Genomic DNA, 19668 nt, shown 5'->3' with positions numbered 1-19668 from the left:
CGGACGAATACCGTACTGGCACGGATTCTGCGCCCGGCGCCCCGTCGCTAGCGTTCGAGCCATGACGGAAATGACCGGCGCCCTCCCTCCCGACACCGACCGCTTCGCCTGGGTGCGCAAGCTCCTGCCGCGGATCGTGGTCGGCGCCCTGATCGCCGCCGCGCTGGTCGGCGTCTACGCGGTGATCATCGGGACCTGGGACGAGACCTGCTGGCGGCTGATCGGCACGATCGCGCTGCTGGTGTTCTTCTCGCTGGTGTCCTGGTACGACGCGGACGTGTCCGCCCGCCGCGCGCCGTGGTTCGGCGCGGTGTCGGTGATCCTGTCGGCGTTCCTGCTGCTGGACGGCCTGGTGAAGATCTGGTCGCCGGCGCTCGACGGGAGCTCCACCCTGGATGACGGGCAAGGAACGTCGTCGTGGGGGTTCGTCGGCTGGATCGCGCTCGTCGTCGTGGTGCGGCTCGGTCTCCTGCACATCCATTTGGTGCTGAACACCCAGCGCCGCTTCACCGGCCCGATCATGTCCAAGGTGACCGTGTGCACGCTGGTGCTGGTCGGTGCGCTCACCCTCGGGCTCGCGGCGCCGCTGGTGTTCGACCACACGACGTTCTCTGACACGTACTGGCGGCTCGTGGCGACCATCGCGATCCTGGACGCGCTGGGGACGATACTCATCCCGTTGACGTACACGTTGTTCGGGCCGAAGGCGGAGAAGGTTGCGCGGACCGCCGCTCCTGTTGCTGCGGCTGCTGCCCCCTTCGCCGCCGCTCCGGCGACCGCGGCCTTCGCGCCTCCCGCTGCTCCCGCCACCACAGCCGTGCCGTCGTCCCCGTACCCGAACGTGCTGACGCCGGTCGGTGGATTCCGCTTGGAGTGGCCGCGCTACGTCAACGGCACCCCGCTCCCGGCGAGACCGGACGGCTCACCGGACTTCACGGGCGTCATCGGATACTGAGTAGCTGATGTCCGACCGTCAGCTAGCCCTGACGGCGCACTCGTCCGAGACCGGTCCGGCGGAACCGGTACCAGTAAGCGAAGTTCAGCGGAACGGCGGCCGCAAGTGTCACCACGATCACCGGAAAGCTCGGCTGGCCGCCCAGCACTGCCATGACCACTCCCGAAGCACCCATGACGGCGGCGAAACAGCACAGCAGGACGATCCCGATAGTCAGGTCCCGCAACCGTTGCGTCTGGGGAAGAGCCTCATTCGTCCAGTGAAGAAGCATCCGCGCCAGCCGCCGCCGGAACACGATCCCGGCGACGCTGAGCAGGAGCAGCCAAACGCCGCCGAACAATGCCGACATCATCGGTTGCCGCCGATCGGTTGCACGCCCGCGGCCTGGAGCCTGTCAGCGAGCGTCGTGCGAGTCATGCGGCCGCCTCGAAGCGCATCATCGTGTCTACTCCGCAAGGTGAATGCCGCATCACCGTCGGTCCGGGCGGTCGGGCTTCTCGAACATCGACGTGGGCGGGACCCGGTGCCCGAACTTCACGACCTCCGCGGTGAGAGCGACCGCGACCGCCCCGAGCGCCACGTATCCTGCGACCTGCGAGACCACCAGCCCGGCTACGGAGCAAACGGCCGCCGCGAGGAGCGCTATCGCGGCGACAACCGTTGCGGTGCGGCTCATCCTCGCGGCTTCGTCCGGTGTCGCCCCGAACAACGCTGCCGGCCTGGACCTCCGCGTTGTCGCGGACTCGCCTGGAAGCGCCTTCTCCGTCATTGCCCGACCCGCATCATCGTCGCCCCCAGAACCGGCCGCTGCCGCGGCGTTGAACGATCACACGTTACAGACCCGGGCGGTCATCCCTGTCACCCCAGAACGGGGTGGATCGGACCGGCGTGGGGGTACCCGATCGCAGTGGTCGCGCACGGCGATCGCCCGTGGTTCACTCCGTGAATGCGAAAACCCCGGCCAGGACCGGGGATTCATCGATGGTGGGCGATACCAGACTCGAACTGATGACCTCTTCCGTGTGAAGGAAGCGCGCTACCAACTGCGCCAATCGCCCGTGCTTTCGCGGCCGAGATTCCGGCTGCGAGTCTCGATACTAGCTGACCGCGGCACCGGATTGCACATCGGCCCCGCGTGCCGGGCGTTGCGTCGCGCGACACACCCGGACGGCGGGTCCGGTTTGGTCATCGGTGCGGGGATCAGCTAAAGTCATTCAAGTGCCGCGGGAAACCGGGGTGCGAAATGCGGATGTAGCGCAGTTGGTAGCGCATCACCTTGCCAAGGTGAGGGTCGCGAGTTCGAGTCTCGTCATCCGCTCGAGTCGGCCTGGTTTCCTCGGATTCCAGGCCTCTCGAATACGGTACGGTTCTTCCGTGTTGTGGCTTCGGTGGATTGGCCGAGAGGCGAGGCAGCGGCCTGCAAAGCCGTATACACGGGTTCGAATCCCGTATCCACCTCGATCCTGAGCATTCAGGCTCTGGGCGATTGGCGCAGCGGTAGCGCGCTTCCCTGACACGGAAGAGGTCACTGGTTCGATCCCAGTATCGCCCACCAACAGAAACCCCCGGTCTCCCGGGGGTTTTCTTCGTTTTCCGTGGTGTTATCGAGCGAGTGAGCGCGCTCGTGGGGTCAGCGTTGGGTCGTACAATCAGCCGGGCGGGGCAATCGGCCGTAACGGCCAGCAAGCGCGGGGACAAAGAATGCGGCGCTGATTTTGGACTCGTCCCGGCGGAGTCGATCCCTCGGCTCTCGGACCAGTGCACCTACGTCGCTGGCCGACACTGAGCTGCTGTCGGCCGTCGGGCCTGAAATTGCGCAACCGTGCCAGGAAGCAGCTGAGGCTTTCCGGCTGACCGGAGGTGCGATGATCACTCCGTGACCTATGAGACCCGAGCCCCCGGCGTCGAGGATGTCGATGCTCTCGCGCGCTTGCACGTCGCGACGTGGATCGAGACATACGCCGACCAGCTGCCGTCCGACTTCTTCACGCCGGAACTTCTGGAACGGCGACGCGCCATGTGGGACCGGATCGTGAGTAATCCACGCCCCGACCGGCAGGTCCAGGTGGCGACGTTCGACGGTGCTCTCGTCGGGTTCGCGTTCGCCGGGCCTCCGGTCTCCGACGGCCCGGAGGGTGCGGAGCGCGAGCTCTACTCGATCTACGTCTCCCGCGATCACCACGGCAGCGGGGTCGCTCAGAGCCTCCTCGATCAGGCGCTCGGTGACGGCCCCGCGTTCCTCTGGGTGGCCGAGCACAACCCGCGCGCGCAGGCGTTCTACCGCCGGAACGGCTTCGAGCTCGACGGCGCCCACAAGGTCGACCCGGTGATGCCGGACCTGCCGCATGTGCGGATGGTTCGGTAGCTGCGGCCCGGCATTCGCTCTGGACCGCGACGCATCTCGGATTCCGCGCGTGTCGGGGCCGTGATGCGGCCCGGAAGCGCCCTCCGCTGCCACGATGAGTGCGTGGACGATGACGAGCCCTATTACCCGGCTTCGCTGGAAGCGGAGCCCCTCAGCGACCGGACCCGCAGGACGGTTCTCGCGGTCGCGATCGGCTTGGTCGTCGTCACGGTCGCGCTCGGCGTCTGGACGCTCCTGATCGGAGACGAAGCGCACGACAGCCTGCCCGTCTGGTCGACCGCGACAGCCGCCGTCGCCGTAGTCCTGATCGCGACCTGGGGTGTGAGCGGGTTCCCGCTGCGCACCTGGACGCGACGCTCGCTCGTCGCGGTCGCACTGCTGCTGGCCGTCGCCATCCCATTCGCCGTCGCAATGACACACTACGAGGCGCTCACGCACCTGACGAGCTGACCCGAGTCACGCTCAGCTCGATATTGTCGGTGCTGTGAGCACCCCGCACTTGATGATCTACAACGAGGTGAGCATCGATGGAAAGCTTGGGGGATTCGCCGGCGACCCGCACGACTATTACGGGCGTGCCTTCCGGTGGGAAGTAGATGCGATTCTGATGGGCAGCGTCACGGCGTTGAACTTCGGACCGCAGGAAAGCGCCGACGAACAGCGCACGATTCTCGATCCAGTGGCACAGGTGAACCCGCCCGCAGGATTCGAACATGTGCTGGAGCGGCAACGTCCGCTGCTGGTCGTCCCAGACAGTCGCGGTCGTGTCAGGAACTGGCGCCATGCTCAGGCGCAGCCATGGTATCGAGCGATCCTGGTCCTGATCTCCTCCTCCACCCCGGACGAGTATGTGCGCTACTTGGACAGACGCGGCATCGAATATCTGTCGATCGGCAGCGATCGCGTTGACCTCGGCCAAGCACTCGCGCGGCTGAGTGCGGACTTCGAAATCCGGAGAGTTCGATCCGATGCGGGCGCCAAGCTGAACAGTGAGCTGCTACGTGCGGGTCTCGTCGATGAGATCGCGCTTCTCGTACGCCCCGCGCTCTCCTCGGACCCGAGCGCGGTTGCCTTCAGCGGGTCAGCCCAGACCCTCCCAACTCGATACGCAGCCCTTGAACTCGTCGAGTCAGAGACCTCCGATGACGGGAGCACCTTATTGCGCTACTCCGCAGCAGCGGTCATCTGATCGGCCACGGGTTCGGGCAACGAGGGCTCAACCAGTCAGTCGCGTGGGCCCTGGGAAGTGATCAGTTCCTCGAACGCATTGGGCTGTGCGACCATGCGCTCGAAGATCCGGTACCGCGTGTCGCAACGCCCACCGGTCCCACGGCGCAGCACGGCTTGCCGAGCCCGTGGGCGATGCCCGCCTTGATCTAACCTTTGGGTGTGAGCACCAGTGCAGCGCAAGCTTCGGCCTTCTTCGAGGAGATCGGCGCCGATGGATCGATTTGGACTATCGAAGACGATGGCGGGGTGCCGGCACCAGTGGGCACCGACGGGCGCCGCGCGATGCCGTTTTGGTCGTTGCGATCGCGGCTTGAACGGGTCACCGCCTCGGTTCCTGCATACCGTGGGTTCCAAACGCGTGAGATCCCACGGGTCGAGTTCGAAACGCGGTGGCTACCTGGCATCCGCCGGGACGGTCTTCTGGCCGGCCTGAACTGGGCAGGGGCCGAAGCGACAGGCTTCGACTTGACTGCCGATGAGGTCCTGATGCGGTTGAAAGCAAACCCAGGTGAAAGGTAGATGAATCGGATGCCTCAGATTGTCGTCGACGAGGCGGCCGATGCCGCGTATGTCTACATTGGCACGCGGGAGGAGAAGCGTGAGTTCGGGCGCACCGAGCCGCTCCTGAACGAGAGCAACGGAATGGTGAACCTTGATTTCGACGTCGATGGCCACCTCATCGGAATCGAACTGATTCCAGCGAGCCATTTCCTGCGATCGCAGGACCGGTGAGCGATGCTCCATGACAGTGTCGTCCACTGGATCGACAGCTCTTCGAGGTAGATCGCGCCTACTCGATCCACCCGGCCGCGGTCAGCACCTCTCGGGCTATCTCCTCGACGCTCCGGCCTTCGGTGTCAACTCGGAAGACATCCTTCGCAGAGCTGTCGAGGTGCGCGGCGGCGTTCCTGCTGCGTTCGATGTGTTCGTCGAGCGCACTTCCGATTTCTCGTAGAGCGAGCCGTTCGGCCGCTGTGCCGTCCCTGCTTGTCAGGAGGACCGGGAAGGAGCGCACGTTGCCACCAAGCGCCGCGATTAGGGCGGGCAGATGCAACACGCTGACGGTGTTCGTGAAAATGAGCCGCGAGTACCCGATCGACTGGTAGTTGCGCCAGATGGCTGCGAGGTTTCGTTCGGCCAGATCGATGCCGTTGCGCCACGGCTCCGGATAGGCCTGGTCTAGGTTGTCGCCCTCAATGATGGCGTGAGGAACGCTGCCGCGCGCGAGGATACGCGACGCCTCGGCAGCCACGCTGGTCTTGCCGACGCCGGAGCGACCGGCGATGAAGATCGCGTCGGTTGGGCTGAGAGTGTCCATGCCACCATCCTTCCGTGGCGCCGGCGCCCATGGCTGTCGCGGTTGTCTGCGAAGTCGATCGTCCGACGATCACGCGTGCTGGGTCCTTCACAGCGCGGTCAGTGGCGACCGCCGCCTGCCGAGCCCATCGGCGCCCGGTCAGCCCAGGGCTTGCTCCAGCGCTTCCTGCAGGCGGTCGTCCACGACGATCGAGGTTGCTCCGTGCTCGTCGGTCGCGGACACCCGGCTGACTTCCTGATTCCGAGAGAACAGGACGTCGGCAGAGATGACGCCGCCGGGCGGCGGTCCGTCGCTCAGCACATGCTGGGTCAGTCCCACGAGGTGCTCCACCGCGGCGAGGGTCTCTGGGCCGGTGACGGGCACAGCGATGAGCATGTGGCGGTGCGGGAGGGTGAAGAGCGTCCCCAGCGGTGCGGCTCCGAGCACGGCGGGCAGGTTCGCCGCCTTCGAAGCGATGAACAGGGACTCTCCGACGACGACCTGGATGCCCGGCACGGGTTCGATGCGCTCGTCGACGGGCTCTTGGTCGGTGTTGAGCTGGCCGAAGACATACAGCTCGTCAAGGCCCAGGGCGAGCTTGTCGACGTGGGCGTCGTTGATGTACGACACCGTCGTGGGGAAGTCGACGCAGAGCGCGAGGATGAGGTCCTCGGCGAACGGCCTCGCGTAGTGGAACGTCGGTTCGTTCGGGCGGTCTTCACCGCCAGGGAGGATGCGGGTCCGCACCCGTGTCCGGAGCTCGTCGGCCGACAGATCGGTGGGGGAGGGCGTGCCTCGGGAGTCGAGGAGATTGTCGATGTGCTCGGTGATGATCAGCCGTGCCTGCTCGGCGCTGGCGCCGTGGGTCTTGGCGAACGCGTTGAAGAGCGGGTAGCCCTGGCTGTCGGATGCGATGAGTGTGACATCCTCCGGCTGAGCGCCGTGCTGGATGGTGGTCTCGATCCCGCGCTCAGCGAGGACTCGCCGGGCGGTGGAGGTCACCCACTCGATGCGATCAGCAGGCTGCGGCTCTTCATTGCGGCGTCGAAATAGTCCCAACGATCCTCCTCGGTCGTCGTCAGCGTAGCAACGGCGATCAGGAGAACTCGCTTCGCCTCACCGCGGGCGCTGCCGGGTGGCCCATACGGACTACGCCCCTCAGTCCAGATCCAGTTCGGGGGCGTCCGTGGCGGCAGGGAGTTCCGGAAGCCGACGCCGCCGCTCGGCCGCGGATGGTGCCGCAGGCCCCAGGCGCGGCTTCCGGTTCCGGGTGTCCTCCCCTCCGACGCGGTTGCTGCGCTATGTCTGCAGACCTATACGGTAATGGTTCGATCCCACTATCGCCCACCAACAGAAAACCCGCGGGTGACCGGGGGTTTTCTCGTTTCTACGGCGGACCGGTGTTTCGTCGCTAAGCTGTGCGCAGTATTTCGATCAGGGGGAATCGATATGACGTTGCGCATTCGGCTGGGGATCGCGATCGCGGCGTTCGCCGGGGCCGTATACCTGGGGCTGGGCACCACCGCTGTGGTGATGCTCGTCAGCGCCCACGACGCCTCGCAGCCGTCGGCGATCGTCTCGGCCTACTTGTCGGACGTGCAACGCGGCGACATCTCGACCGCGCTGCGGATGGAGGGGCGCGCCGCGAACCCGGAGGAGGTGCTGCTCACCGACAGGGCGTACAGCCACGCGACGGATCGGATGACCGGTTTCCGCATCCTCGACACGCGCACGATCGGAGCGGGCTCGACGGTCACAGTGCGCATCCTGCAGAAGAGCGGCTCGACGACAGCGAAGTTCGACCTGAACAGGATGGCCAATCCGCTCAGCCTGCTGGGTGTGGATTCGTGGAAGCTCCTGCCGGTGGACCTGGCGACGGTGGAGATCACCATGGGTGCGCCGGGCCGCGTCGATGCGACGCTTTCCGGAGTTCCTCTCGGGTGGAAGGGTGCGGTGCAGCATATCCACGCATTTCCCGGGACGTATGCGCTCACCATCAACGCGCAATCGCCGTGGTTCACGTTGCCGAATGCCGCAGTCTCCGTCGCCGGGTTCGGCCACTCGGATCAGTTCCGGGTTCCGGCCACGCTGACCGCGAAGGGTCAGGATGCAGTGATCGCCGCCGCCAATGCCTGGTTGGACCAGTGCGTGGCCGAACCGACGACCCACCCGGATCGCTGCTCGTTCTACCTGAGCTCAGAGGCCGCGCCCGGCGAGGTGTGGGCGAACCCGTCCTGGCACGTGCAATCCCGTCCGACGATCGCGATCGGCGCCTGGGACTTCGGATGCCGTGCGCCGGGGATGGCTGACGTGAGCGCCGGTGGTTGCTGGCTGGTGACGACGTCGACGCCCGCAGAGGTCACCTTCCACGCCGACTACTCCATCCCGGCGACCGGCGAGACGGGGGATATCACCTCGGATCGTGCGATCGAAGCGAGCGTCGAAGGGTCGATCACCTCGTTCACCGACACGGCAGCGATGTTCAGCTCGGTTGACTGGGCCGGGTAGTCGGCAGCCTTCTCGGCGTCACGCCTGGCGAGCCTCACTCGGAGACGCGGTCGCGGCCTGCCTTCTTCGCTCGGTACATGGCGGCGTCAGCGGCATCCAACAGCTGCTTGGAGGTGTTGCCGGCGAGGAGGCCCACAACGCCGCACGATGCCGTGACGTGGACCTGGCCGACCGGGGTGTCGATCGGCGCCTTGACGGCCTCGATCAGTCGGTGGGCCAGGCTCTCGCCACCCGCCGTCGAGGTGCCGAGGGACAGCGCGACGAACTCGTCGCCGGCCAGTCGAGCGATCACGTCGGAGTCCCGGGAGGCGCTCGTCAGGCGGTCGGCGACCGCGCGCAGGACCGTGTCGCCGGTCTCGTGCCCGTAATGGTCGTTGATCTCCTTGAACCCGTCGAGGTCGAGGAACAGCACCGCGCCGGGCTGACCCTCCGCGATGGCGCGTTCGAGTCGTTGCTCGAACGCCCGCCGGTTCTGGAGGCCGGTCAGATGGTCGACCAGTGCGAGGCGCGCCAACCGGGTCTCGTTGCGCCGATCGATCACCCGGGTGATGTCACGGCCGAGGTCGCGCGCTTCCTCCGCCCTGGAGCCCCAGGCGAGTGACGTTCCCTTCACGCTCTGCCGCCATTCGGAGAAGGATCGCCGCGGCGACAGGGGTGTGTCGCGGTTCTCGGCCGACTGGTCGCCGAGCCAGCGGATGACCTGGGCCACCTCACGGCGGAAGAAGACGAGCACGCCGTTCGCGGCCGGGACCACCAGCAGGCCCGCCAGGCCCGGCATCAGGGTGGCCAGCCCGGGGTTGGTCCGTTCCACTTCGTCGGTGCAGAGGTACTCGGTGCCGATGGCCGCGAGCAGCTCACTGCGGTCACCGCCGGGCGCAGCTCCGATGCTCCGGCTCATGCCCTCCAGGACCAGGATGGCCCCGTCGGCGCCGACCAGGTCGAGCAGCTCGTCGCCCTGGTCGGCCAGGCCCTGCAGGACCTCGTCGGCAGCGAGGACGTCCGAGAGGAGGTTCGCGCGACGTTCCCGGATGGTCAGGTCGCGGCGCAGCCGTGCGATCGACTCCAGCGACTCCAGTTGCAGGGTGACTTGCGTCGTGAGCACTTCCAGCGCTCGGCGCAGCAGGATGGGCATCCGCCGCTCGGTGCGATGCGCACACGTGATCATCCCGACGAGGCGCCCGTCGCCGATCAGCGAGAACGAGACGGTGGAGGCCTGCCCCATGTTGCGCATGAACTGGAGGTGGTGCGGGGAGACGGCGCGCAGTTCGGCCTGGCTGAGATCCAAGGCCGCAGCGCCCGGGTCGTTCGAGAGGAGGGCCGTCCCGGGGTCGGAGGTGCTGACGATGGCGCGCGACAGCTTGGTGATGTACAGCGATCGAGCTTGCTGGGGGATGTCGGAGGCGGGGAAGCGCAGGCCGAGGTACGGCTCCATGTCGGGCTCCGCGGCCTCGCCGGCGACCTCGCCGTGCCCGTCCGGGAAGAACCGGTAGACCATCACCCGATCGAATCCGGTGATGCGCTTGATCTCCTCGGCCGCGGCCTGCCGCAGCGCATCGGGATCCGCGATCGCGCCGAGCAGGCGGATCGCGCCGACGACCGAGGGCGTCGGGAGCCCCGGCCCGTCGTCGATCGGTTCGAGCTCGACGACGACCCGCCCGTCGAGCGCGTGCGTGACGGCATCGAAACGGCGTCCGTCCAGTTCGACCCGGACGGGGTCGCCGTGCGGCTCCGAGGCGACGCTCCACTCGAGCGACGGGCTGCCGAGCTCGGCGACCGAGCGACCGAGCCACTCCGACGCATTCTCGCTTGCGACGACGATCTCGAATTTCGCCGTCTCGACGACGAAGAGTATTCCGTGCGATTGGATACGGCCCGGCGTCCGGATCGGCTCTTTGACACACTCTTCCAAACGCCGGCGTTCAGAGGGATCGGACAGGATCAGGCTCTCAGTCATCAGCCTCAGAATACGCGGATTCAGTCCAACAACTGTCTCGGCGCGTTCAGGCAGTCGCTTTCGCCGCCGCCAGGTCGTCGAAGAGCCGGGCATTGAATTCGAAGGCCAGTGCCGTCTCCGCGATCACGCGCTCGCGCTGATCCTCGGTCCAGTCGATGGCGTCGAGCCGCTCCCGGTAGCGGTCCTTGAAGACCTTGGGCTTCTCGATCCGGTCGAACCGGTAGAACGCGACGGCTTCGGGCTCCAGGTCGTAGTGGCGCTGGAGCAGGGTGCGTACGATCTGGCCGCCCGAGAGGTCGCCCAGATAGCGCGTGTAGTGGTGGGCGACGAAGCCCTCCGGCCAGGTGCCGCCGACCTCGCGGATGCGCGCCGCGTAATCGGAGGTGCTCGGCAGTGCCTCGATCCGGTTGCGCCAGTCGCCTCCGATGAGGAACTCCAGGTCGACCTCGATCGCCGGCAGCCGGATCAGCTCGGGAGCGACGAACGGGGCGACGACAGGGTCATCGGCGAGCAGCGTTCCGCTTCTTCGAGCGCGTCATAGACGAACCAGTGCTGCGCCAGGAGACGGACGTAATCGTCCCGGCTGCCGCGCCCCGCCATGAGGTCCTGCATGAAGACCGCGCCTTCGCTCTTCTCGTGGACAACGCGCGTACGCTCGCGGAGAGCCTGCGAGAAGGGGATCGGTTCGGGCACGTGTTCTCCAGGTCGGGTCGAGGCCACCTCAGTCTGGTGGGGTGGTCGCAGCGACGTCAAACGGGCCGGGGGACAGCACTCCGGGCGACTCGCCGCTGAGGCGCTGGATCTCCTCCGCGGCCCGGCGGATCCTGCGCAGTCGCTTGTCCCATCCGGAGCCGACGTCATGGAGTTGCGCGATCGCGTCGGCGAGCCTGTCCTCGTCGACCCGGTAGCGGCGTTCCTTGCCCGCGACCGTGCCGGTGACGAGCCCGGCGCGGTCGAGCACCTGCAGGTGCTTGGAGATCGCCTGCCGGCTCACGGGAAGGCGCTCGCTGAGCGCGGTCGCCGTGTTCGCTCCGCCGTCGGTCAGCAGGTCGAGCATTCGACGACGCATGGGGTCGCCGATCGCCGACCAGAGTTCGTCGTCGATGGTCGCCGGCATCAGTGGGCTCCCGGGGCGTAGGCGACCAGCTTCGCGAGGAAGTAGTCCCAGCCGGTGCTGTGGTCGGCGTGCATGGCCTGCGCCGAGTCGTCGTCGAGTCCGCGGTCGGTGAAGCCGGTCTCGATGAAGCTGAGTCGGGTGCCGTGCCCTTCGGGGCTGAGCTCGAACGTCACCAGGTTCGAGTTGCCTGCACGGGCGGGCTGGCCGTCCGCGTAGGCCCAGCGGAAGGCGAAGAGCCGCCCGGGCACGGCCTCGTCGACCGTGATCTCGACGCGCTTCCCGCCGGCCTCGGGATCCCCGAAGGCGACGAAGCCCGTCGTCCCCGGAGTCGCCTCGAACTCGGCGTCGTCGCTCCACCACGCGGCGATGTGCTCGGGCCGGCTCACCACCGTGTACACGACCTCGGGGGTGGCCTCGATGTAGAGCGAACGCTGGATGGTCGAGAAGCTGCTCGCGGTGCTCGTCACTGGTGTCTCCTTGGTCCGGTCGTGCGGTGTCGGTGCGATCAGTGCCAGTCGCTGATCGGGGTGTCGTGGGGTGCAGGCTTCCCCGTCCCGGTCTCCAGGTACTCCTTGAGGCTCAGGAGGAAGGTCGCCCACTTCGTGCTGCAGTGGCTCATGAACTCGACCGGCTCGCGCCAGCCGCGGTGGGAGAAGTTCACCACCGTATAGTCTCCCGCGGACGTGAGGTCGAAACCGATGAGCGTGCCGATCCACTCGGCGGGGCCGTCGGTCACGCGCCACGCGATCCTCTGATTCGGGACGAGCTCCTCGACCGCGAGGTCGAAGCCGCCGATGTACTGCTGGGTGTCGGCCGCCGTGAAGCCGGTCGTGATGGTCGAGCCGACGCCGCCCTCGCCGGTCGTTTCCTCGGTCCACCACTCGGCCACTCCGGCCGGTGTGGCGATGGCGTCGTACGCGGCCTCGAGCGAAGCCTTCGCACCGACGCGGTGCAGGATGTCGAACATGTGATCCTCCTTTGTCGCGCAATGATTGGTTGCGCGACTCATCGTACCTGCCGATCGTCAGACGTGCAACAACATGTTGCGCGAGTGGATGGGGGACGACGCCGGCTGGTTAGGATCCTGACGTGACCTCCTTGCCGCTCGTCATCTTCGACTGCGACGGCGTCCTGGTCGACAGCGAACGGCTGGTCCAGGACATCGACCTGCGGATGATCGGCGAATTGGGCTGGCGGATCACCCGGGAGGAGATCTTCACCCAGCACCTCGGGCGGTCCGAGGCGGCGGTCACGGCCAACATCGAGCGGGCGATCGGTCGACCGGTCCCGCCGGACTTCGCGCATGCTCGGCGCGACGCCTACGAGCAGAGCTTCCGGGACCGGCTGACGGCGATCCCCGGCGTGCGCCAGGCCGTCGACGAGCTGCACGCGGTCGGCCACGAGACCTGTGTGGCCTCGTCGGGAAGCCACGCCCGGATGCGGCTCACGCTGGGGACGACCGGGCTCTGGTCGCTGTTCGAGGGACGCATCTTCAGCGCCGACGACGTGACGCACGGCAAGCCAGCACCCGATCTGTTCCTTCGAGCGGCGCAGGAGCTGGGGTACCGGCCGGGACACTGCGTCGTCATCGAAGACAGCCCGGCAGGCGTGAGCGCAGCTCGATCCGCCGGAATGCACGTGATCGGCTTCAGCGCCCTGACGCCGGCGGCGCTCCTTCACGACGCTGACCTGATCATCGAACGGATGGCCGAGCTGAACCACGCGATCCGGGCCGTCCGCATCGGCTGAACCGATAGAAGCCCCTCAGACGCGGATACCGAGGTTCCTCCCGTACGGGTGCAACCCCAGACGTGCCGCGAGCCGCATCGAGGCGGCGTTGTCCTCACGGCACCGCCAGCGCGCGAGTCCGGCGCGCTGTGTCGCGACGGTCAGGGCGACCGCGGCCACTTGTTCGCCGAGGCCCCGTCCCCGGAAGGCGGGCGCGACCAGGAGGCCCACGTCAGTGCGTCCGCCGACCCAGGGTGCCAGCGCCGAGACTGCAACGAGGTCGCCGTCCGCCCAGGAGCCGAAATGCTCGACATCCCGCTCCAGCACGCCGGACTCCTCGACCTCCTCAGCCGGTATCCGCGCGGCCATGCGCTGCACCTCCTTGGCGTTCGGTCGGGCCTCCTCGACCGCGGGACGGCGAACGTCGCCTGCCACGAAATGAGCCGCCGGGCCGAGGATCAGTGGGTCGAGGCTCTGCAGGGCGGACCTCCACCGCTCCGGTTCAAGGGCGTCCTCGACCGAGAGCTCGCCGAGGAGGCCGTCGACCTGCCCCCGAAGCGCTTCGCGGGCGCGCACACGCACGGTGTCGCCGATACGCAGGACATAGATCCCCGCGCTCGGGTCGTCGACGAACGTGGTGTGCACGCCGGGACGCCTCAACACCGCCGGTTCGACCCGGAACACCGCCGACCAGTACTCGTCCGCGCGCTCGGTCGGTGTAGGCACGCAGCGATCGTAGGATTGTCGGCCCGTGGACGCAATGCGGTGCGTGCGAGGAGCTTCCGCTGCGCGCCTGCAAGAATCGCGGGATGCACACAGTCTTCCTGAACGGCACGGTCGGTGTCGGCAAGAGCTCCGTCGCCGATGCGATGAGCGAACTCGAGCCGCGTCCGCACGCCGTCGTCGACCTCGACGAGATCCGCCGGTTCCGTCCCGCCGCGGCCCGCGACCCGTTCAACCTGGAGCTGCAGCTCGCGAACGTCGCGGCCTTGGTGGAGAACTTCGGCGCGGCCGGCGCGCAGCTCGTCATCGTCGCCGGGGTCATCGAGTCCCGGGAAGACGCGGAGCGGTTCCAGCGCGCGGTCGGCGGGTCCGCGACCTTCGTGCGACTGACCGCCGACGCCACGGTCATCGAGCGGCGGCTGCGCGCGCGGCACACGGAGGATCCGGACGGCTTGGCGTGGCACCTCGCCCGCGCGCCGGAGTTGACGGCGATCCTCGACTCCGCGGGCATCGAGGGCGAGTTAGTCGACACGAGCGCCGACGACGTGGAGGTGGTAGCGGCCCGGGTGCTGCGGACTGTCGCAGCAGGGGACGGAGCGCGGGGATGACGGCCGTGGATCATCAAGCCGGCGCGCTCATCGTCCTCCGGGGCAACTCCGGCTCGGGGAAATCCACCGTGGCGAGCCTGGTGCAGGCGGATATCGGGCCCGGCGAGTGCCTCGTGGTGCCTCAGGATGTCGTGCGGAGGCAGCTCCTGAACGAAGCCGACAGGGCGGAGGTGGCCAGCAAGGACCTGCTCGGGACGATCGCTGCCTGGGGGCTCGGCCGAGGACTCGTGGTCGTGGTCGAGGGCATCCTGAACGCCGGACGCCACCAGCGCACCCTCGAGCACCTCGCCGGGATCGCGACGCGGTCGCACTTCTTCGCGTGGGACCTCCCGCTCGACGAGACCCTCCGGCGGCACGCGACCCGGGCGAAGGCCGAGGCGTTCACCGTGGACGAGATGAGCGGCTGGTATCACGGCTGGCAGCCGCTGGACTTCGTGACGGAGACACGATTCGACGCCTCGGTCAGTGCGCGCACCGCGGCCGACCTGGTGCTGGCGGCGGTAGGTCGGGCTAACCCCTGACCGCAGGATACGGGGGCGCCGGCGCGGTGCCCGCGCGGGAGCCTTAGGCGGCGCCGCTCACCCCCACCCCACGTTCACAACGTCGACGATCGTTCCGTACTCCTCCGTGAGCTGCACCGTCGCGAAGCACCGGACCAGCCAGCCGTCGCCTTCCCGCAGACTCTCTCCCGCGCGGAGGGTGATGTGCGGGCGATAGCCCTCGTGCCAGTAGTCGGGCTCGTCGGCGACGAAGCCGGGCAGGCGCTCGACGGCCTCCGCGAGCGCCTCGTGCATGCCGGGGAAGGGTCCGGGCTCCACGAGCTGAACCGGGATGTCGGCCGAAGGTCCGAACATCGCACGCCCGGCGATCCGGGCCTCGACGAGTGCGCCGTCCACCAGCGCGTCACGGACGACCTCGATCACGCGCTCCGGCGACGCCTCGGCGGCGAAGTTCGAGACCAGCGTCACATGTGCGGGCCACGCCGACCGGGGGACGGCGGTGCCGACCTCGATCGGTGCGAAGAGGGCGACGACGGCGAAGGCGCTCATCGCGACGGCTCCGCCACCAGCACGAAGAGCAGGAACGCGAGGAACCGTCCGCTCTCATGCTTCCTGATCTCCGGGAAACGGTCGAACGCTTCCGGTGCGGGAGCCGGCTCACTGATCGCTGTGATCCTGAAACCGGCAGCCGCGAACGCGTCGGTCATCGCGTGCAGCGGCCGATCCCAGAAGGTGAGCTCGGCGGTCCGCCCGCCCAGCGTCCACTCCTCGGTTCGTTCGTGCACCCCGAAGTACTCGCGGTCACCGCCCGACAGCCGGTTGGAGAGGAAGAGGGCGGTGGGGTGCTCCTCCGACACGATCAGGCGTCCGCCCGGTGTGAGGATGCGATGGAGTTCGGCGAGGGCGGGCCCCCAGTCCTTCAGGTAGTGGAGGACCTGCGAAGCGACGACGTCGTCGAAGGTGCCGTCGTCGAACGGCAGCGGCTCGGACAGGTCGGCGACGCGCAGGTCGGCTTCGGTTCCGAGCCGGGCTCGTGCCTGTTCGAGCATCCCGGCGCTCGCGTCGACCCCGGTGACGATCGCACCGCGCTCGCGGAGGTCGGCCAGGACCGGACCCGAACCGCAGCCGACGTCCAGGATCCGCCGACCGGCGACGTCGCCCGCGAGCTCCACGAGCGCCGGTCGGTTGTAGTACTCGTTCAGGAGGCTGGTCGCGTTCAGCTCCGCGTAGCCGTCGGCGATCGCGTCGTAGGGAGCCGTGCGCGGGGCGTCGCCACGGCCGGTGTCGAGTGATCGAGTCATAACGGCATCGTTTCAGACCGATCGGTCAGCTCGCATCCGCGATCACCCGGTCGACCTTCGGCAGCACACAGCGCGGGCTACCCTGTCCGTCATGCCATCGGATCAGTCGCCACCACCACCTCCGTCCGACGCCGCCGTCACCGGCCCCGCCCTCGTGCTGGTCGTCGGCCGCCCCGCGTCGGGGAAGACCACCGTCAGCACGGCCATCGCCGACCGCTGGGGCCTTCCCGTGGTGTCCAAGGACGGGTTGAAGGAGCTCCTGTTCGACACTCTCGGCGCCGGCGACCGGGATTGGTCGATGTCGCTGGGCCGCGCCAGTTTCGCGCTGCTCGACTACATGGTCGAGCGGCAGCTGCAGGCGGGCGCGCCGTTCGTGGTGGACGCCGCGTTCAACGCAGCCTACGAGGACGCCAAGTTCCAGTCGTGGCAGGCGGAGTACGGCTTCACGGCGATCCAGGTGCACTGCACGGCGTCGGCGGACGAGCTGGTCCGTCGGTTCGAGGAACGCGCCCGCGACGGGTCGCGTCATCCCGGTCACGCCGACCACGCCTGGGTCGAGCAGTTCCGGGAGAGCATCGACGATGACCGCCGGGAGGTGCTCGACCTGCGCGGGACGGTGCTGCCGTACGAGTCGGAGGCTCCCGGAGCGCTGGAGAGCCTGCTCGCGCGGCTCGACCGGCACCTGCCTGCTGCCCAGGCGCATTCAGTGCCCTAGCCCTGCACCCCCGCGTACCGCATCAGCGCCGAGTTCCGGCGCACGAATCCCACCGACTCGTACAGTGCGATCGCCGCACGCCGGCTCGGCCGCGACGTCAGGTCGAGCGTCCGCAGCCCCCGCGACTCGGCGAGCTGGATGATCGCCTCCAGCAGCCTCCGGGCGATGCCCTGCCCGCGGTGCGCGTCGTCCACCACCACGTCGTCCACGTGACCGCGCCAGCCGGTCGCGAGCGGGAACGACGCCAGCGTGGCCATCCCGGCCACCTCGCCGTCGACGCGGGCGAGCAGCAGGTCAGTGCCGGGGTGGCCCAGCATCGCCACGAGCCGCTCCTCATCGAACGTGGATGAGCGGGAGAGCTGCGGGAGCAGCCGGCGGATGGCCTCCAGGTCGCTGCTGTCGAGGGCGGTCGGGACGTCGATCTCGATCGTGGTCATGCGCTCCACCGTAACCGCGCCCCGCCGTCCAGCAGGCCGGGGACTGTTTCTGTATGGACTCTCAGAAAACCATGCTTGGTCTACCCCCGTTCACAGGGGTTGGATGGCCGTGCGCCTACCAGCGCATCCCTCGCATTGGTGAAAGGACATCCATGCGCACGACAACCAGAACCCTCAGGGCCGCAGCCGTCACCACCGGCGCGGCCCTTCTCTTTGCCGCGGTGGCGGCGTCACCCGCCGTCGCATCACCAGGAAGGAACGCCCTACCGGGCAGCCAGCCGGCCTGGGCGAACGCGAAAGCGCTCCGCTCGGCAGCCCCCGCGACCGACACGGTCGACCTGCGGGTGTACCTGCCGTGGCAGAACCAGGCGCAGGCGGCGGCGACGGCGCTCGCCGTGTCCACGCCCGGCTCGGCGAGCTATCGGCACTACCTGACCCCGCAGCAGTTCCGCCAGCAGTTCGCTCCCGCGCAGTCCAGCGTGGTCGCCGTTCAGCAGTTCCTGCGGTCCGCCGGCTTCTCCATCGTCGACACGCCGTCGAACAACCGGTACGTCTCCGCCGAGGGCACCGTCGCCCAGGCGCAGAACGCGTTCGGCGTCACGCTCGGCGAGTACGACGCCTACGGCACGACGCTCCGCGCGCCGGAGTCCGCGGTCACCATCCCGGCCTCCCTCAACGGGATCGTCGAGAGCGTGGCGGGCCTCGACCAGGGCGCCGACCTGATCGCGCCGACCAACACGAACGGCAACGGCCCGAACCAGGTCCACGGCGCGCCCTCCGCGGGCTTCCGCGCCGGCCAGCCGTGCTCGCTCTGGTACGGCGAGAAGACGGTCGCGATGCCGAACGCCCCGGCGTACGGCACCAGCAGCAAGCCGATCGCCCCGTGCGGGTACACGCCGGCCCAGGTGCGCGGCCTCTACGGCCTCGACTCCGTCGCCGCGACGGGCGCCGGCCAGACGGTCGCCTTCGTCGGCGCCACAGCGAGCCCGACGATCGTGCAGGATGTGACCAAGTACAGCAGCCTGCACAACCTGCCCGCCCCGAACATCACCCAGATGGTGGCGCCGGGCATCTACCGGCACCCTGACACCCCGAAGCTGACGCCCGGTGCCTTCTACGGCGAGGAGACGCTCGACGCGGAGGCCATCCACTCGATGGCGCCGGGTGCGAGCCTGCTCTACGTGGCTTCCGCGAACGCCGGCCAGGACTTCGACGCGTCGGTGAACCACATCGTCGACAAGCACCTGGCGAGCATCCTCTCGATCAGCTACGGCTTCTCGGGGGAGGCGGTGCCGCAGGGCTTCGTCAACAGCCTCAACAACACCTTCATCCAGGCGGCGGCGACCGGCATCGGCGTCTTCGTCTCCAGCGGTGACAGCGGTGACGAGGTCGGCAACTTCGGTTCGCCCCAGGTCGACTTCTACGCGGACAGCCCGTGGGTGACGGCCGTCGGCGGGACCTCGGCCTCCGTCGTCCCGACCGCAGCAGCCCCGACCGGACTCGGCTACGGCTCGGTCGACGACCCGACCTCCGCCCTCAACCAGAGCGGCTGGAAGCGGTCGTTCGAGGTGGGCTGGCAGACCGGGCTCGACACGGTGAAGCCGACCGCGACCGACCACATCGCGAGCGCGCCGTACGAGCTGGACGGCACGTTCGCGGCGGCTCTTCCCGGCAACTTCAACGGCGGTGGCGGCGGAGGCGTGAGCAAGATCTTCGCGCAGCCGTCCTACCAGGCCGCGGCGGTCGGCTCGGCGTCCGGGAGGCTGGTGCCCGACATCAGCGCCCTGGCCGACCCGAACACGGGCCTGCTCGTCGGTCAGACCCAGACGTTCAGCAACGGGACGTACTACGACGAGTACCGCATCGGCGGCACCTCCGTCGCAGCTCCGCTGACCGCGGGCATGGCGGCCGTCGCCAACCAGGTCGCCGGCGCTCCGCTCGGGTTCCTGAACCCGCGCATCTACGGGGCGTACTCGGCCGGGGGCTCGGCGTACTACGACGTCGACCAGAAGGACATGTTCGGCTCGGCGTTGCCGAGCGTCCTCCGGGTGAACTACGTCGACAGCGAGAGCGCCGCCGGCGGTCTCAGCTACAGCCTGCGGACGGAGGAGTCGCCGAACCAGACGCTCCACAGCACCAAGGGCTACGACACAGCCACGGGAGTCGGGACGCCGAACGGCGCCTCCTTCTTCGCGGCGATCACGAAGTAGCGCGTCCATCGCAGTGCCGA

General features: G+C 68.2%; 26 protein-coding genes and 4 tRNA genes. 15 read left to right on the top strand and 15 right to left on the bottom strand.

What is annotated here, in order from left to right:
* The first annotated feature begins 61 nt into the window (after positions 1 to 61).
* On the top strand, positions 62 to 955 hold the full coding sequence (locus tag ABH923_RS02895; protein WP_370053823.1) for a hypothetical protein: 894 nt from the start codon (positions 62 to 64) through the stop codon (positions 953 to 955).
* A 22-nt stretch (positions 956 to 977) separates the two neighbouring features.
* Here ABH923_RS02895 and ABH923_RS02890 read toward each other — a convergent pair whose 3' ends face one another.
* The 3 genes from ABH923_RS02890 to ABH923_RS02880 form a co-directional block, all read right to left on the bottom strand.
* Entirely contained in the window at positions 978 to 1307 is a 330-nt protein-coding gene (locus ABH923_RS02890; RefSeq protein WP_370053821.1) for a hypothetical protein, read from the bottom strand.
* Between the two features lie 117 nt (positions 1308 to 1424).
* Complete coding sequence (locus tag ABH923_RS02885; protein WP_370053819.1) at positions 1425 to 1631, bottom strand: hypothetical protein; 207 nt, start codon at positions 1629 to 1631, stop codon at positions 1425 to 1427.
* A 306-nt stretch (positions 1632 to 1937) separates the two neighbouring features.
* Positions 1938 to 2013: transfer RNA gene (locus ABH923_RS02880), tRNA-Val, on the bottom strand.
* A 187-nt stretch (positions 2014 to 2200) separates the two neighbouring features.
* Here ABH923_RS02880 and ABH923_RS02875 point away from each other — a divergent pair.
* From ABH923_RS02875 to ABH923_RS02840, 8 genes are all read left to right on the top strand, one after another.
* Positions 2201 to 2273: transfer RNA gene (locus tag ABH923_RS02875), tRNA-Gly, on the top strand.
* Between the two features lie 69 nt (positions 2274 to 2342).
* A tRNA-Cys gene (locus ABH923_RS02870) sits at positions 2343 to 2413 on the top strand.
* A 22-nt stretch (positions 2414 to 2435) separates the two neighbouring features.
* Positions 2436 to 2510: transfer RNA gene (locus ABH923_RS02865), tRNA-Val, on the top strand.
* 321 nt (positions 2511 to 2831) lie between these two features.
* Positions 2832 to 3320: an N-acetyltransferase family protein gene (locus tag ABH923_RS02860; RefSeq protein WP_370053817.1), complete on the top strand. Its 489-nt coding sequence runs from the start codon at positions 2832 to 2834 to the stop codon at positions 3318 to 3320.
* 102 nt (positions 3321 to 3422) lie between these two features.
* Complete coding sequence (locus ABH923_RS02855) at positions 3423 to 3770, top strand: hypothetical protein (protein WP_370053815.1); 348 nt, start codon at positions 3423 to 3425, stop codon at positions 3768 to 3770.
* Between the two features lie 34 nt (positions 3771 to 3804).
* Positions 3805 to 4509: a RibD family protein gene (locus ABH923_RS02850; protein ID WP_370053813.1), complete on the top strand. Its 705-nt coding sequence runs from the start codon at positions 3805 to 3807 to the stop codon at positions 4507 to 4509.
* A gap of 200 nt (positions 4510 to 4709) precedes the next feature.
* Positions 4710 to 5069 (top strand): DUF2750 domain-containing protein, encoded by a 360-nt coding sequence (locus ABH923_RS02845; RefSeq protein ID WP_370053811.1) that lies wholly within the window; start codon positions 4710 to 4712, stop codon positions 5067 to 5069.
* A gap of 9 nt (positions 5070 to 5078) precedes the next feature.
* Positions 5079 to 5282, top strand: coding sequence for a DUF2283 domain-containing protein (locus tag ABH923_RS02840; RefSeq protein WP_370053809.1), 204 nt, complete (start codon positions 5079 to 5081; stop codon positions 5280 to 5282).
* 58 nt (positions 5283 to 5340) lie between these two features.
* Here ABH923_RS02840 and ABH923_RS02835 read toward each other — a convergent pair whose 3' ends face one another.
* Entirely contained in the window at positions 5341 to 5868 is a 528-nt protein-coding gene (locus ABH923_RS02835) for an adenylyl-sulfate kinase (RefSeq protein ID WP_370053808.1), read from the bottom strand.
* A gap of 138 nt (positions 5869 to 6006) precedes the next feature.
* On the bottom strand, positions 6007 to 6849 hold the full coding sequence (locus ABH923_RS02830) for a hypothetical protein (RefSeq protein WP_370053807.1): 843 nt from the start codon (positions 6847 to 6849) through the stop codon (positions 6007 to 6009).
* A gap of 447 nt (positions 6850 to 7296) precedes the next feature.
* On the opposite strand from ABH923_RS02830, the gene ABH923_RS02825 reads away from it, so the two are divergent.
* On the top strand, positions 7297 to 8355 hold the full coding sequence (locus ABH923_RS02825; RefSeq protein ID WP_370053805.1) for a hypothetical protein: 1059 nt from the start codon (positions 7297 to 7299) through the stop codon (positions 8353 to 8355).
* 34 nt (positions 8356 to 8389) lie between these two features.
* Here ABH923_RS02825 and ABH923_RS02820 read toward each other — a convergent pair whose 3' ends face one another.
* Genes ABH923_RS02820 through ABH923_RS02795 form a run of 6 tightly spaced genes read right to left on the bottom strand, consistent with a single transcriptional unit; the run spans position 8390 to position 12393 of the window.
* Complete coding sequence (locus ABH923_RS02820; RefSeq protein WP_370053804.1) at positions 8390 to 10309, bottom strand: diguanylate cyclase domain-containing protein; 1920 nt, start codon at positions 10307 to 10309, stop codon at positions 8390 to 8392.
* Positions 10310 to 10355: 46 nt separating this feature from the next.
* Positions 10356 to 10760, bottom strand: a complete 405-nt coding sequence (locus tag ABH923_RS02815) for a heme oxygenase (biliverdin-producing) (protein ID WP_370057267.1) — start codon at positions 10758 to 10760, stop codon at positions 10356 to 10358.
* Between the two features lie 14 nt (positions 10761 to 10774).
* Entirely contained in the window at positions 10775 to 11002 is a 228-nt protein-coding gene (locus ABH923_RS02810) for a biliverdin-producing heme oxygenase (protein WP_370053802.1), read from the bottom strand.
* A 28-nt stretch (positions 11003 to 11030) separates the two neighbouring features.
* Positions 11031 to 11426, bottom strand: a complete 396-nt coding sequence (locus ABH923_RS02805) for an ArsR/SmtB family transcription factor (RefSeq protein WP_370053800.1) — start codon at positions 11424 to 11426, stop codon at positions 11031 to 11033.
* Positions 11426 to 11893: an SRPBCC domain-containing protein gene (locus ABH923_RS02800; protein ID WP_370053798.1), complete on the bottom strand. Its 468-nt coding sequence runs from the start codon at positions 11891 to 11893 to the stop codon at positions 11426 to 11428. The genes ABH923_RS02805 and ABH923_RS02800 overlap by 1 nt, the downstream gene beginning before the upstream one ends.
* Positions 11894 to 11931: 38 nt before the next feature.
* Positions 11932 to 12393: an SRPBCC domain-containing protein gene (locus ABH923_RS02795; protein WP_370053797.1), complete on the bottom strand. Its 462-nt coding sequence runs from the start codon at positions 12391 to 12393 to the stop codon at positions 11932 to 11934.
* A 122-nt stretch (positions 12394 to 12515) separates the two neighbouring features.
* On the opposite strand from ABH923_RS02795, the gene ABH923_RS02790 reads away from it, so the two are divergent.
* Positions 12516 to 13175, top strand: a complete 660-nt coding sequence (locus ABH923_RS02790) for an HAD family hydrolase (RefSeq protein WP_370053795.1) — start codon at positions 12516 to 12518, stop codon at positions 13173 to 13175.
* Between the two features lie 15 nt (positions 13176 to 13190).
* Here the strand turns inward: ABH923_RS02790 and ABH923_RS02785 are convergent, their stop codons facing one another.
* Positions 13191 to 13880: a GNAT family N-acetyltransferase gene (locus ABH923_RS02785; protein ID WP_370053793.1), complete on the bottom strand. Its 690-nt coding sequence runs from the start codon at positions 13878 to 13880 to the stop codon at positions 13191 to 13193.
* An 83-nt stretch (positions 13881 to 13963) separates the two neighbouring features.
* Here ABH923_RS02785 and ABH923_RS02780 point away from each other — a divergent pair, with 83 nt between their 5' ends.
* Positions 13964 to 14485 (top strand): AAA family ATPase, encoded by a 522-nt coding sequence (locus tag ABH923_RS02780; protein ID WP_370053791.1) that lies wholly within the window; start codon positions 13964 to 13966, stop codon positions 14483 to 14485.
* A 5-nt stretch (positions 14486 to 14490) separates the two neighbouring features.
* Positions 14491 to 15006: an AAA family ATPase gene (locus ABH923_RS02775; RefSeq protein WP_370053789.1), complete on the top strand. Its 516-nt coding sequence runs from the start codon at positions 14491 to 14493 to the stop codon at positions 15004 to 15006.
* A gap of 57 nt (positions 15007 to 15063) precedes the next feature.
* On the opposite strand, the gene ABH923_RS02770 is transcribed toward ABH923_RS02775, so the two are convergent.
* Together ABH923_RS02770 and ABH923_RS02765 are read right to left on the bottom strand one after the other, a co-directional pair.
* A complete protein-coding gene (locus ABH923_RS02770; RefSeq protein ID WP_370053788.1) occupies positions 15064 to 15534 on the bottom strand; it encodes a 2'-5' RNA ligase family protein in 471 nt (156 codons plus the stop codon).
* Positions 15531 to 16286 (bottom strand): class I SAM-dependent methyltransferase, encoded by a 756-nt coding sequence (locus ABH923_RS02765; RefSeq protein WP_370053786.1) that lies wholly within the window; start codon positions 16284 to 16286, stop codon positions 15531 to 15533. The genes ABH923_RS02770 and ABH923_RS02765 overlap by 4 nt, the downstream gene beginning before the upstream one ends.
* Positions 16287 to 16377: 91 nt before the next feature.
* On the opposite strand from ABH923_RS02765, the gene ABH923_RS02760 reads away from it, so the two are divergent.
* Positions 16378 to 17001, top strand: coding sequence for an AAA family ATPase (locus ABH923_RS02760; protein WP_370053785.1), 624 nt, complete (start codon positions 16378 to 16380; stop codon positions 16999 to 17001).
* Here ABH923_RS02760 and ABH923_RS02755 read toward each other — a convergent pair.
* Entirely contained in the window at positions 16998 to 17438 is a 441-nt protein-coding gene (locus tag ABH923_RS02755; protein WP_370053783.1) for an N-acetyltransferase family protein, read from the bottom strand. The two genes, ABH923_RS02760 and ABH923_RS02755, sit on opposite strands and share 4 nt — an antisense overlap.
* 152 nt (positions 17439 to 17590) lie before the next feature.
* On the opposite strand from ABH923_RS02755, the gene ABH923_RS02750 reads away from it, so the two are divergent.
* Positions 17591 to 19648, top strand: coding sequence for a protease pro-enzyme activation domain-containing protein (locus tag ABH923_RS02750; RefSeq protein WP_370053781.1), 2058 nt, complete (start codon positions 17591 to 17593; stop codon positions 19646 to 19648).
* Positions 19649 to 19668 lie beyond the last annotated feature (20 nt).

It is taken from the genome of Leifsonia sp. EB41 (assembly GCF_041262565.1).
Taxonomy (GTDB): Bacteria; Actinomycetota; Actinomycetes; order Actinomycetales; family Microbacteriaceae; genus Leifsonia.
The sequence above is the reverse complement of the archived record's forward strand: the minus strand, read 5'-3'. Positions and strand labels throughout refer to the sequence as shown.